Raw genomic sequence first — 11,597 nt, forward strand, 5'->3', positions numbered from 1 at the left:
ATGCGTTACGTTGATGAATACCGCGCCCCGGAGCAGGTGCTGCAGCTTATCGGACACCTGAAAACGCGCGCGGCGCTGCTGGACTACACGACAGAAAGACCGCTGCGGATCATGGAGGTGTGCGGCGGGCACACGCACGCCATCTTCAAATTTGGCCTCGACCAGCTGCTCCCGGAGAACATCGAGTTTATCCACGGCCCCGGCTGCCCGGTCTGCGTTCTGCCGATGGGGCGCATCGACAGCTGTATTGAGATTGCCAGCCAGCCCGACGTCATTTTCTGCACCTTTGGCGACGCGATGCGCGTGCCGGGGAAAAATGGTTCGCTGCTGCAGGCGAAAGCGCGCGGCGCAGACATCCGGATCGTCTATTCGCCGATGGATGCCCTGACGCTGGCAGCGGATAACCCCGCGCGCAAGGTGGTGTTTTTTGGCCTGGGGTTTGAAACCACCATGCCCGCCACCGCCATCACGCTGCAGCAGGCGAAAGCGCGCGGCGTCGAGAATTTTTTCTTCTTCTGCCAGCACATTACGCTCATCCCCACCCTGCGCAGCCTGCTGGAAGAGCCAGGCAACGGCATTGACGCCTTTCTGGCACCGGGCCACGTCAGCATGGTGATTGGCACAGACGCCTACGGTTTTATCGCTGAACAGTACAATCGTCCGTTAGTGGTGGCTGGTTTCGAACCACTTGATCTACTGCAAGGTGTCACCATGCTGGTTGAGCAGAAAATAGCGGCCCTGAGTACCGTGGAAAATCAGTACCGCCGCGTGGTGCCGGATGCGGGAAATGAACGAGCGCAGCAGGCGATAGCCGACGTGTTTAGCGTTGAGGGCGACAGCGAATGGCGCGGCCTGGGGCTGATTGCTGAATCCGGCGTGCGCCTGGCGCCAGCCTATCGCGCGTTCGACGCCGAAGCGCATTTCCGCCCGCAGCCGCAGCAGGTTTGCGACGATCCCCGGGCACGCTGTGGCGAGGTGCTCACCGGCAAATGCAAACCGCATCAGTGTCCGTTATTTGGCAATACCTGTAACCCGCAAACGGCGTTTGGCGCGCTGATGGTCTCCTCCGAAGGGGCGTGTGCCGCGTGGTATCAGTATCGCAACCAGGAGAGTGACGCATGAATACGGTTGAAATGGCGCACGGAAGCGGCGGACAGGCGATGCAGCAGCTGATTAACCGGCTGTTTATGGAAGCCTTCAACAACCCCTGGCTCGCCGAACAGGAAGACCAGGCGCGCATTGACCTCGCGACCCTCACCGCCCAGGGCGACAGGCTGGCGTTCTCCACCGACAGCTACGTGATTGACCCGCTGTTCTTCCCCGGCGGCGATATCGGCAAGCTCGCCGTCTGCGGCACGGCCAACGACGTGGCGGTCAGCGGCGCTATTCCGCGCTACCTCTCCTGCGGGTTTATCCTCGAAGAGGGATTACCGATGGAGACGCTCATGACAGTGGTCAACAGCATGGCGCAGACCGCGCGCGAGGCGGGGATAGCGATCGTCACCGGCGACACCAAAGTGGTGCAGCGCGGCGCGGCCGACAAGCTGTTTATCAACACCGCCGGCATGGGGGCGATCCCCGCCGATATTCACTGGGCGGCACAGCAGCTTAGCGTGGGCGACGTACTGATCGTGACCGGAACGCTGGGCTGCCACGGGGCGACCATCCTTAACCTGCGCGAAGGCCTGGGGCTGGACGGCGAACTGCGCAGCGACTGCGCGGTGCTCACCCCGCTGATTCAGAGGCTGCGGGGTATTCCCGGCGTCAAAGCTCTGCGGGACGCCACGCGAGGCGGCGTGAACGCCGTGGTTCATGAATTTGCAGCAAGCTGCGGGTACGGGATTGAACTCACCGAGCGCAGCCTGCCCGTTAAGCCCGCCGTTCGCGGGCTTTGCGAACTGCTTGGCCTTGACCCGCTCAACTTCGCCAACGAAGGCAAGCTGGTGATTGGCGTTGAACGCGCGGCCGCGGAAGCCGTTCTTGAACAGCTGCGGGCTCATCCGTCAGGAAAAGAGGCTGCAATGATTGGTGAAGTGGTTGAGCGCAAAGGGGTGCGCCTGACCGGGCTGTATGGCGTGAAGCGCACGCTGGATCTGCCGCACGCGGAACCCTTACCCCGTATTTGCTAGGCCGCGCCACAAGCGGTCAGCATGGATTTTTTGCTCGTTTCTACTGGAAAGCACTATGCCGTATACACCGATGAGCGATCTTGGACAGCAGGGCCTGTTTGACATCACGCGCACACTTTTACAGCAGCCCGACCTCGGCGCGCTGAGCGATGCCCTGACGCGGCTGGTCAGGCAATCGGCGCTGGCGGACAGCGCCGCGATTGTGCTCTGGCATAGCGGAACGCACCGCGCGAGCTACTACTCGACGCGTGATAATGGCAAAACGTTTGAATACGAAGACGAAACGTATCTGGCGCATGGTCCGGTGCGCCGCATACTCTCCCGGCCTGAAGTGCTGCACTGCAGCTTTGCGGAGTTTCGCCAGGCGTGGCCGAAGCTGGCGGAGAGTGACCTCTATCAGCCTTTCGGTCATTATTGCATGCTGCCGCTGGCGGCAGAGGGCCAGATTTTTGGCGGCTGCGAGTTTATCCGCACGAACGACCAGCCCTGGCGCGAGGCGGAATACGAGCGCCTGCACACCTTTACCCAGATTGTGGCCGTCGTCGCGGAGCAGATCCAAAGCCGCGTCACCAATAACGTCGATTACGACCTGCTGAGCCGCGAGCGCGACAACTTCCGCATTCTGGTCGCTATCACCAACGCCGTGCTCTCCCGCCTGGACATGGACGAGCTGGTCAGCGAAGTCTCGAAAGAGATCCACCACTATTTCAAAATCGACGCCATCAGCATTGCGCTGCGCGGCCATCGCAAGGGCAAGCTGAACATCTACTCCACGCATTATCTCGATGAAGCCAACCCGGCGCACGAGCAGAGCGAGGTAGACGAAGCGGGCACCCTTTCTGAGCGGGTTTTCAAAAGCAAAGAGATCCTCCTGCTCAACCTGAACGAGCAGGACCCGGTCGCGCCGTACGAGCGGATGCTGTTCAACACCTGGGGCAATAAAATTCAGACCCTGTGCCTGCTGCCGCTGATGTCCGGCAACACCATGCTGGGCGTGCTGAAGCTGGCGCAGTGCGAGGAAGGCGTGTTTACCACCGCCAACCTGAAGCTGCTGCGCCAGATTGCCGAGCGTATCTCCATCGCGCTGGATAACGCCCTCGCCTATCAGGAAATTCATCGTCTGAAAGAGCGGCTGGTGGATGAGAACCTGGCCCTGACCGAACAGCTCAACAACGTGGACAGCGAGTTTGGTGAAATCATCGGGCGCAGCGACGCCATGTACAGCGTGCTTAAGCAGGTTGAGATGGTGGCGCAAAGCGACAGCACGGTACTGATTCTGGGCGAAACCGGCACGGGCAAAGAGCTGATCGCCCGCGCAATCCACAACCTGAGCAACCGCAACAGCCGACGGATGGTGAAGATGAACTGCGCCGCGATGCCTGCGGGACTGCTGGAAAGCGATCTGTTCGGCCACGAGCGCGGCGCATTCACCGGGGCCAGCAGCCAGCGGCTGGGCCGTTTTGAGCTGGCGGACAAAAGCTCGCTGTTCCTCGACGAAGTGGGCGATATGCCGCTGGAGCTACAGCCGAAACTGCTGCGCGTCCTGCAGGAGCAGGAGTTTGAGCGCCTTGGCAGCAACAAGCTTATCCAGACCGACGTGCGGCTGATTGCCGCGACCAACCGCGACCTGAAAAAAATGGTCGCCGACCGCGAGTTTCGCAGCGACCTTTACTATCGTCTGAACGTCTTTCCGATCTTCCTGCCGCCGCTGCGCGAACGCCCGGAAGATATCCCCCTGCTGGTCAAAGCCTTTACCGCGAAGATCGCGCGCCGGATGGGGCGAAACATCGACAGTATTCCCGCCGAGACGTTGCGTACCCTTTCATCGATGGAATGGCCCGGCAACGTGCGCGAGCTGGAAAACGTCATCGAACGCGCGGTGCTGCTGACGCGCGGTAACGTGCTGCAACTCTCTCTGCCTGAGGTTACGCTTCCTGACGCGACCGCGCCCGCCGCCGAGACAGCGAAAGAGGGAGAAGATGAATATCAGCTCATTATGCGCGTGCTGAAAGAGACCAACGGCGTGGTCGCCGGACCAAAAGGTGCCGCCCAGCGACTGGGGTTAAAACGCACCACCCTGCTGTCGCGCATGAAGCGACTCGGGATTGATAAAGAGAGCCTGGTTTAATCGGTTTCGCCTGGCGGTAGCTCTATACCGCCTTTGGTGGGAACCTCTTTTTTCGGACGGTATTTCTCCGGCAGTTCCGGCACGGGACGACGGTCATCCATCAGATGACGAACGGTCAGGATGGGGTGACGCCATAACATACGCGGGCCTGCCCAGCGCATAACCTGCTTCATCTCTTCACGTCTGGCAGGCTGGTAACAGTGTACGGGGCACTGCTTGCAGGCAGGCTTTTCCTCACCGAAAACGCATTTGTCCAGGCGCTTATCGGCATACGCGTTGAGCGCCTGATAGTGCCCTTCCTCCTGAGATGCCTGCGGACACTGCTTTTCATACAACGCGATCATTTTCGCGATGGTCTCTTTTTCTCGTGAGATGCGTTTACCGGACATAGCGGATTACCGAATAATAAAGTGCATCAATAATACATCTTTCGACGCTGGATTTCAGCGGTTGCATTTCGTTTCCTGAAGGCTGATTCCAGTTTTAGCCCTGCACCGGCTAACAATCACTGGTATTTTATACAGGCATCAGAAATGACCTTTGTCTGTGTTGTCTGGAGACCCTATGCAAGAGCTCACGATCGGCAAACCCTATCGCCATTTGAAAGTGGGATATTTTAGAAAGCGCCATGAAGACCGTAATACCAAGATACCGAAGCGCTACAGCGTGCATGCGGCGCTGAGCTTAAAAGGTGACTGGCTTGAAAAGGCCGGGTTTACGACCCATTCCCGAGTCAGGGTGGGCGTGGAGCATGGAAAAATTGTCATCGAATTAATGGCGGAAGATGCCTCGTAAAGCCACGACATTTTTCTGCGCCGGACCTTTTTTTCATGCGACAATAGAAGGAACAAACGGCCATTAAGCCCATCAAAACGGTTTATTTTCAAAGAAATGGACATCATAACTCCATGAGCACAATCGACAATTTCGACGCACATACGCCGATGATGCAGCAGTATCTGAAGCTGAAAGCACAGCATCCGGAAATCCTGCTGTTTTACCGTATGGGCGATTTTTACGAGCTGTTTTATGACGATGCTAAGCGTGCATCGCAGCTGCTCGACATCTCGCTGACCAAACGTGGCGCATCGGCAGGCGAGCCCATTCCTATGGCAGGTATCCCGCACCACGCGGTAGAAAACTACCTGGCGAAGCTGGTGAATCAGGGCGAGTCCGTTGCCATCTGCGAACAGATCGGCGATCCGGCGACCTCAAAAGGCCCGGTGGAACGCAAAGTCGTGCGCATCGTCACGCCTGGCACCATCAGTGATGAAGCCCTGTTACAGGAACGCCAGGATAACCTGCTGGCAGCGCTGTGGCAGGACGGTAAAGGGTTTGGCTACGCGACGCTGGATATCAGCTCCGGACGTTTTCGCCTGAGTGAACCGGCTGACCGTGAAACGATGGCAGCCGAGCTGCAGCGCACCAACCCGGCAGAATTGCTGTATGCCGAAGATTTCGCCGAAATGGCGCTGATTGAAGGCCGTCGCGGGCTGCGCCGTCGTCCGCTGTGGGAATTCGAAATTGATACCGCGCGCCAGCAGCTGAATCTGCAGTTTGGCACCCGCGATCTGATTGGCTTTGGCGTTGAAAACGCACCGCGCGGGCTGTGTGCGGCCGGGTGTCTCCTGCAGTACGTGAAAGATACCCAGCGCACCGCCCTGCCGCATATCCGCTCTATCACCATGGAGCGCCAGCAGGACAGCATCATCATGGATGCCGCCACGCGCCGTAATCTGGAGATCACGCAGAACCTGGCGGGTGGCGTAGAAAATACGCTCGCGTCGGTCCTCGACAGTACGGTGACGCCAATGGGCAGCCGCATGCTGAAACGCTGGCTGCATATGCCGATCCGCGATACTGATACGCTGGTTTGCCGACAGCAGACGATTGCCGCGCTGCAGGATCGCTACACCGAGCTGCAGCCGGTTCTGCGCCAGGTGGGCGATCTGGAGCGTATCCTTGCGCGTCTGGCACTGCGAACAGCACGACCGCGCGACCTCGCGCGGATGCGTCATGCTTTCCAGCAGCTGCCGGAACTGCGCGCGCAGCTGAGTGACGTTGACAGCGCGCCGGTACAGAAACTCCGCGAAACCATGGGCGAATTTACCGAGCTTCGCGAACTGCTTGAGCGCGCCATTATCGATGCGCCTCCGGTTCTGGTGCGTGATGGCGGCGTGATTGCCCCAGGCTACAACGAGGAGCTGGACGAATGGCGCGCGCTGGCCGACGGTGCGACGGACTACCTCGACAAGCTGGAAATCCGCGAGCGCGAGCGTCTTGGGCTCGACACCCTGAAAGTGGGGTATAACGCGGTACACGGTTACTACATTCAAATTAGCCGCGGTCAGAGCCACCTGGCGCCGATTCACTACGTGCGTCGCCAGACGTTGAAAAACGCCGAACGCTACATCATTCCTGAACTGAAAGAGTACGAAGACAAAGTCCTCACCTCGAAAGGCAAGGCGCTGGCGCTGGAAAAACAGCTGTATGACGAGCTGTTTGACATGCTGATGCCGCACCTGGGCGACCTGCAGCAGAGCGCCAGCGCGCTGGCGGAGCTGGACGTGCTGGTGAATCTGGCCGAGCGCGCTGAAACGCTGAACTATACCTGCCCGACCTTTACCGACAAACCCGGCATTCGTATCACTGAAGGCCGTCACCCGGTGGTAGAGCAGGTGCTAAATGAACCGTTCATCGCCAACCCGCTGAGCCTGTCACCGCAGAGAAGAATGCTGATCATTACCGGTCCGAACATGGGCGGTAAGAGTACCTATATGCGTCAGACGGCGCTGATCGCCCTGCTCGCCTATATCGGCAGCTACGTTCCGGCGCAAAACGTGGAGATTGGCCCCATCGACCGCATCTTTACCCGCGTCGGGGCGGCGGACGATCTGGCGAGCGGTCGCTCAACCTTCATGGTCGAGATGACCGAAACGGCAAACATTCTGCATAACGCGACGGAGCACAGCCTGGTGCTGATGGACGAGGTCGGACGCGGAACCTCAACCTATGATGGCCTGTCGCTGGCATGGGCCTGTGCGGAAAGCCTCGCGAATAAAATCAAGGCCATGACGCTGTTCGCCACCCACTATTTCGAACTGACGCAGCTGCCGGAGAAAATGGAAGGGGTTGCGAACGTTCATCTGGATGCGCTGGAGCACGGCGATACGATTGCCTTCATGCACACAGTGCAGGATGGCGCGGCGAGCAAGAGCTATGGTCTGGCCGTCGCGGCGCTGGCAGGGGTACCGAAAGAGGTGATTAAGCGCGCTCGTCAGAAACTGCGTGAACTGGAAAGCCTGTCACCGAATGCGGCGGCGACGCAGATCGATGGCACGCAGATGTCACTGCTGGTGCCTGCGGAAGAGACGTCGCCTGCGGTGGAAGCGCTGGAGAATCTCGACCCGGATTCACTGACGCCGCGTCAGGCGCTGGAGTGGATTTATCGGTTGAAGAGTCTGGTTTAGTTTTCTGCGGTCTGTTTTGTCGGGTGGCGGCTTCGCCTTACCCGACCTACAAAACCGTAGGCCCGGTAAGCTCAGCGCCACCGGGCAACAGACCGCACGATATTATCGCCCGGTAAGGCGAAGACGCCTCCGGGCTTTTTTTTACAACAGCGGCGGGATCGTCGGCACCTGCGGTGCCTCGTCAATATCCTTCTGCGTCATGCGAAACGCTTCCGGGTAATGTTCACGGCTGGTACGGCGCAGCGGCTCAGTATCGCGCCAGGTATACAAGCAATGCTGGCACTGGAAAACGGTCCAGACACCTTTCACCGGTGATGTCGCCATCACTTCAATATGCTCATCGGCACAACGTGGACAAATCATCTTTTCCTCCTTATTGGCGTGCTGCCAGCATCGCGGTCAATTTTTCAGCCCAGGCTTTGGTTTCAGGGAGATCCTGTACCGGCTGGCTGTAGTGGCCACGGGTGTCCGGCGCGACGGGCGTGGTGGCATCGATAATCAGCTTGTCGGTAATGCCCGCCGGGCTGGAGCCAGGGTCAAGCTCGAGGACCGACATGTTCGGCAGCTGCACCAGATCCCCCGCCGGGTTCACTTTCGACGACAGCGCCCACATCACCTGCGGGAGGTTGAACGGATCGACATCCTCATCCACCATGATCACCATCTTCACGTAGCCCAGACCGTGTGGCGTGGTCATGGCACGTAAACCGACCGCACGGGCAAAACCGCCGTAGCGTTTTTTGGTGGAGATAATCGCCAGCAGACCGTGGGTGTACATCGCGTTCACCGCCTGCACTTCCGGGAATTCCGCTTTAAGCTGCTGATAGAGCGGTACGCAGGTGGCCGGTCCCATCAGGTAGTCAATCTCGGTCCACGGCATGCCAAGGTAGAGGGATTCGAAAATCGGTTTGGTGCGGTAAGAGACTTTGTCGATACGGACCACCGTCATGTTGCGGCCGCCGGAATAGTGTCCGGTAAACTCGCCGAACGGCCCTTCGATTTCACGCTTACGGCCCTCAATCACCCCTTCCAGGATCACTTCAGACCCCCAGGGTACATCGAATCCGGTCAGCGGCGCGGTGGCAATCGGGTACGGGCTTTCACGCAGCGCACCGGCCATTTCATACTCGGATTGATCGTATTTCAGCGGCGTGGCGCCCATCAGGGTGATGATCGGGTCGTTGCCGAGGGTAATCGCAATCGGCAGGTCTTCACCGCGCTCTTCCGCTTTGTGCAGATGCAGGGCGATATCGTGCATCGGAACAGGCTGGAGGCCGAGCTTGCGCTTGCCCTTCACTTCCATGCGGTAGATCCCGACATTCTGCTTGCCGAAGTGGTCCGGGTCGAGCGGATCGCGCGAGACAACGCACGCTTTATCGAGATAAAAACCGCCGTCACCGTCGTTCAGGCGAAACAGCGGCAGGATATCGAACAGGTTAATGTCTTCACCGTCCACCGTATTCTGCGCCCAGGCCGGGTTAGCGCGGCGCTCCGGGGTGACGGGGAATTTATCCCAGCGGCGGATAAATTCGTCGATCTGTTTTTTTACCGGGGTGTTCGCAGGCAGCCCCATCGAAATAGCGTGGTTTTGCCAGGAGCCGATGGTGTTCATCACCACGCGGGCATCGGTAAAGCCACGAATATTGTCGAACCACAGCGCGGGCGCGCCGTCGCCAATGCGGCCGGTCGCGTTGGCTGCCGCCGCCAGATCGGGCTCGGCGTTTACCTCTTCCTCAATTTTCAGCAGTTGCCCTTGCTCATCGAGCGCCTGCAGGAAGCTTCTCAAATCATCAAATGCCATCTTTATTCTCCTGTGAAAAATGTTTCGCCTCCCGCAGCCCGTTCCAGCGGCGCGCCTTTTTATGCTCCAGACCGAACTGGTCGAGCACGCGGGTCACAATATGCTGGGTAATGTCATCGGCGGTTTGCGGGTGGTTGTAATAGGCAGGCATGGGCGGCACCATCGCTACGCCCATGCGGGAAAGTGCGAGCATGTTCTCAAGATGAATGGTGCTGAGCGGCGTTTCACGGGGAACCAACACCAGCTTGCGCCCCTCTTTCAGCACCACGTCCGCCGCACGTCCCACCAGCCCTTCGGCGTAACCTGCGCGGATCCCGGCGAGCGTTTTCATGCTGCAGGGAATGACGATCATGCCGTCGGTGCGAAACGAGCCGGAGGAGATGGTGGCGGCCTGGTCAGCCGGACTGTGGACAACGTCAGCCAGCGCCGCAACGTCCTGCGCGGTGTAAGGCGTTTCCAGCTCAATGGTGGTTTTTGCCCACTTCGACATCACCAGATGCGTCTCCACCTCCGGCATTTCCCGCAGCGCCTGCAGTAACGCCACGCCCAGCGGCGCGCCCGTTGCTCCCGTCATTCCTACTATCAATCTCATTCATCACCTCAATCATTTGTTCGTACACGAACATTATGAATAAACTACTCCAGGATTATTTTTCTGACAAGATTGTTCGCATACGATCACACGAATGGCTAAAAAATGCCGCGTTAAAATTGAGAGCAATAGCGGCTATCATAGAGGGAGATTTTTTCCGTCGGAGTGTTCATGGAACTAAGACAAGAGGCGTTCCACCTGTTACGTCAGCTTTTTCAACAGCATACTGCGCAGTGGCAGCATGCCTTACCGGAACTGACCAAGCCACAGTATGCGGTGATGCGCTCCATTGCCGAGCATCCGGGTATTGAACAGGTGGCATTGACCGAAGTGGCGGTCAGCACGAAAGCGACCCTGGCGGAGATGCTCAGCCGCATGGAGGCGCGCGGGCTGGTCAAACGCGAGCACGATCCTGCCGATAAGCGCCGCCGGTTTGTCTTCCTGACGCCAGAAGGTGAAGCCCTGCTTGCAGGCTGTAAACCGGTTGGCAACGAGGTGGATGAGGCGTTTTTAGGACGTCTTAACAAGGCCGAGCGGGAGCAGTTCTCGGCGCTCATCAAAAAGATGATGCACGATTAATTCACGCAGGTGCGCATAAAATCAATAAAGGTGCGCACTTTCGCTGACACATGCCGGGCATCGGGATACACCGCATAGATACCCTGCTGCGCAAAGGTATACTCCGGTAAAACCGGGACCAGTTTTCCCGCATCAAGCGCATCGCGCGCCAGCCATTCCGGCAGTAACGCCACGCCTCCGCCTGCGAGCGCAAAAGCCATAAGGGCCTGAGCGCTGTCGGCAAACAGGCGCGGCGCTTTTTTTATCTCCAGCGTTTCGGGCGCACCGCGGGCATCCTTCACCTGCCAGCGCAGCGGCGAGGCCAGACGCTCGTGAATGATCCAGTCCGCGTCGGCCAGCTGCGCAAGCGTTTCGATCGGATGGTTAACGAGCCACCCGGGCGTCGCGACGGGGAGAATAGAGAAGTGCGAAATCAGCGCGGCGTGGTTGCGCGAATCGGCAAGCGTTCCCAGTCGGATGGCCACGTCAAAGCGCTCCGAGATAAGGTCGGCATGCAGGGACGACGAAACATGCCGCACGCGAAGATCCGGGTGCTGCTGGCTAAACCTGGCCAGCAGCGGCACCACCACCTGTGAGCCATACTCGGGCGTCGTCGTGATCCGCAGTTCACCAGTGAGCCCCGCATGATTCGCGCGGACATCATCCTGCAGCCGTTCCGCATCCTTCAGAAGCGCCACGCTGCGTTGATGAAAAAGCGCGCCCGCCTCGGTTAACGTCAGGCGGCGGGTGGAGCGCAGCAGCAGCGTAACGCCCAGTTCATCCTCAAGCTGGCGAATATTGAAGCTGACCACGGCTTTTGTCAGCCCCATTGCCTCGGCTGCGGCAGTGAAACTGCCGGTATCGGCCACCGCGACAAACATCTGCGCTCGCTGTAAGTTGATCATTACCACGCCTTTTA

The 11,597-nt window shown here is 58.9% G+C and carries 11 protein-coding genes; 6 read left to right on the forward strand and 5 right to left on the reverse strand.

The features are described from left to right. From hypD to flhA, 3 genes are read left to right on the forward strand one after another with little or no spacing between them, the layout of a single operon-like run. Entirely contained in the window at nt 1-1,122 is a 1,122-nt protein-coding gene (gene hypD, locus L370_RS19860; RefSeq protein WP_023333213.1) for a hydrogenase formation protein HypD, read from the forward strand. Beyond that, nucleotides 1,119-2,129, forward strand: a complete 1,011-nt coding sequence (hypE, locus tag L370_RS19855) for a hydrogenase expression/formation protein HypE (RefSeq protein WP_023333214.1) — start codon at nt 1,119-1,121, stop codon at nt 2,127-2,129. Before hypD ends, hypE begins: the two co-directional genes overlap by 4 nt. A 55-nt stretch (nt 2,130-2,184) precedes the next feature. Then, nucleotides 2,185-4,257, forward strand: a complete 2,073-nt coding sequence (flhA, locus tag L370_RS19850) for a formate hydrogenlyase transcriptional activator FlhA (RefSeq protein WP_023333215.1) — start codon at nt 2,185-2,187, stop codon at nt 4,255-4,257. Here the strand turns inward: flhA and L370_RS19845 are convergent. Beyond that, on the reverse strand, nt 4,254-4,646 hold the full coding sequence (locus tag L370_RS19845; RefSeq protein WP_023333216.1) for a nitrous oxide-stimulated promoter family protein: 393 nt from the start codon (nt 4,644-4,646) through the stop codon (nt 4,254-4,256). The two genes, flhA and L370_RS19845, sit on opposite strands and share 4 nt — an antisense overlap. A 175-nt stretch (nt 4,647-4,821) precedes the next feature. On the opposite strand from L370_RS19845, the gene L370_RS19840 reads away from it, so the two are divergent. Both L370_RS19840 and mutS read left to right on the forward strand, forming a co-directional pair. After that, nucleotides 4,822-5,052 carry a SymE family type I addiction module toxin gene (locus tag L370_RS19840; protein ID WP_023333217.1) on the forward strand — a complete coding sequence of 77 codons (231 nt, stop codon included), beginning with the start codon at nt 4,822-4,824 and terminating at the stop codon, nt 5,050-5,052. Between the two features lie 113 nt (nt 5,053-5,165). Beyond that, nucleotides 5,166-7,727 (forward strand): DNA mismatch repair protein MutS, encoded by a 2,562-nt coding sequence (mutS, locus tag L370_RS19835; RefSeq protein ID WP_023333218.1) that lies wholly within the window; start codon nt 5,166-5,168, stop codon nt 7,725-7,727. Nucleotides 7,728-7,868: 141 nt separating this feature from the next. Here mutS and L370_RS19830 read toward each other — a convergent pair whose 3' ends face one another. The 3 genes from L370_RS19830 to L370_RS19820 are packed head-to-tail and all read right to left on the reverse strand — an operon-like array spanning nt 7,869 to nt 10,120. Next, nucleotides 7,869-8,090, reverse strand: coding sequence for a non-oxidative hydroxyarylic acid decarboxylases subunit D (locus tag L370_RS19830; protein ID WP_023333219.1), 222 nt, complete (start codon nt 8,088-8,090; stop codon nt 7,869-7,871). Between the two features lie 10 nt (nt 8,091-8,100). Continuing rightward, nucleotides 8,101-9,528: a non-oxidative hydroxyarylic acid decarboxylases subunit C gene (locus L370_RS19825; protein WP_023308982.1), complete on the reverse strand. Its 1,428-nt coding sequence runs from the start codon at nt 9,526-9,528 to the stop codon at nt 8,101-8,103. Beyond that, nucleotides 9,518-10,120 carry a non-oxidative hydroxyarylic acid decarboxylases subunit B gene (locus tag L370_RS19820; RefSeq protein ID WP_008499595.1) on the reverse strand — a complete coding sequence of 201 codons (603 nt, stop codon included), beginning with the start codon at nt 10,118-10,120 and terminating at the stop codon, nt 9,518-9,520. The genes L370_RS19825 and L370_RS19820 overlap by 11 nt, the downstream gene beginning before the upstream one ends. Before the next feature lie 171 nt (nt 10,121-10,291). Between L370_RS19820 and L370_RS19815 the strand changes: the two genes are divergently transcribed. Beyond that, nucleotides 10,292-10,699, forward strand: coding sequence for a MarR family winged helix-turn-helix transcriptional regulator (locus L370_RS19815; protein WP_023308984.1), 408 nt, complete (start codon nt 10,292-10,294; stop codon nt 10,697-10,699). Here L370_RS19815 and L370_RS19810 read toward each other — a convergent pair. Next, the gene (locus L370_RS19810) at nt 10,696-11,583 is read right to left on the reverse strand and encodes a LysR family transcriptional regulator (RefSeq protein ID WP_023333220.1); all 888 of its coding nucleotides are present in this window, start codon (nt 11,581-11,583) and stop codon (nt 10,696-10,698) included. The two genes, L370_RS19815 and L370_RS19810, sit on opposite strands and share 4 nt — an antisense overlap. Nucleotides 11,584-11,597: the final 14 nt, after the last annotated feature.

It is taken from the genome of Enterobacter sp. MGH 24, from assembly GCF_000493015.1.
Classification (GTDB): Bacteria; Pseudomonadota; Gammaproteobacteria; order Enterobacterales; family Enterobacteriaceae; genus Enterobacter.

Excerpts from the sequence above, each read along its gene's own strand:
- hypD (WP_023333213.1), top strand. The coding sequence starts at position 1 with ATGCGTTACGTTGATGAATACCGCGCCCCGGAGCAGGTGCTGCAGCTT.
- hypE (WP_023333214.1), top strand. The coding sequence starts at position 1,119 with ATGAATACGGTTGAAATGGCGCACGGAAGCGGCGGACAGGCGATGCAG.
- flhA (WP_023333215.1), top strand. The coding sequence starts at position 2,185 with ATGCCGTATACACCGATGAGCGATCTTGGACAGCAGGGCCTGTTTGAC.
- L370_RS19845 (WP_023333216.1), bottom strand. The coding sequence starts at position 4,646 with ATGTCCGGTAAACGCATCTCACGAGAAAAAGAGACCATCGCGAAAATG.
- L370_RS19840 (WP_023333217.1), top strand. The coding sequence starts at position 4,822 with ATGCAAGAGCTCACGATCGGCAAACCCTATCGCCATTTGAAAGTGGGA.
- mutS (WP_023333218.1), top strand. The coding sequence starts at position 5,166 with ATGAGCACAATCGACAATTTCGACGCACATACGCCGATGATGCAGCAG.
- L370_RS19830 (WP_023333219.1), bottom strand. The coding sequence starts at position 8,090 with ATGATTTGTCCACGTTGTGCCGATGAGCATATTGAAGTGATGGCGACA.
- L370_RS19825 (WP_023308982.1), bottom strand. The coding sequence starts at position 9,528 with ATGGCATTTGATGATTTGAGAAGCTTCCTGCAGGCGCTCGATGAGCAA.
- L370_RS19820 (WP_008499595.1), bottom strand. The coding sequence starts at position 10,120 with ATGAGATTGATAGTAGGAATGACGGGAGCAACGGGCGCGCCGCTGGGC.
- L370_RS19815 (WP_023308984.1), top strand. The coding sequence starts at position 10,292 with ATGGAACTAAGACAAGAGGCGTTCCACCTGTTACGTCAGCTTTTTCAA.
- L370_RS19810 (WP_023333220.1), bottom strand. The coding sequence starts at position 11,583 with ATGATCAACTTACAGCGAGCGCAGATGTTTGTCGCGGTGGCCGATACC.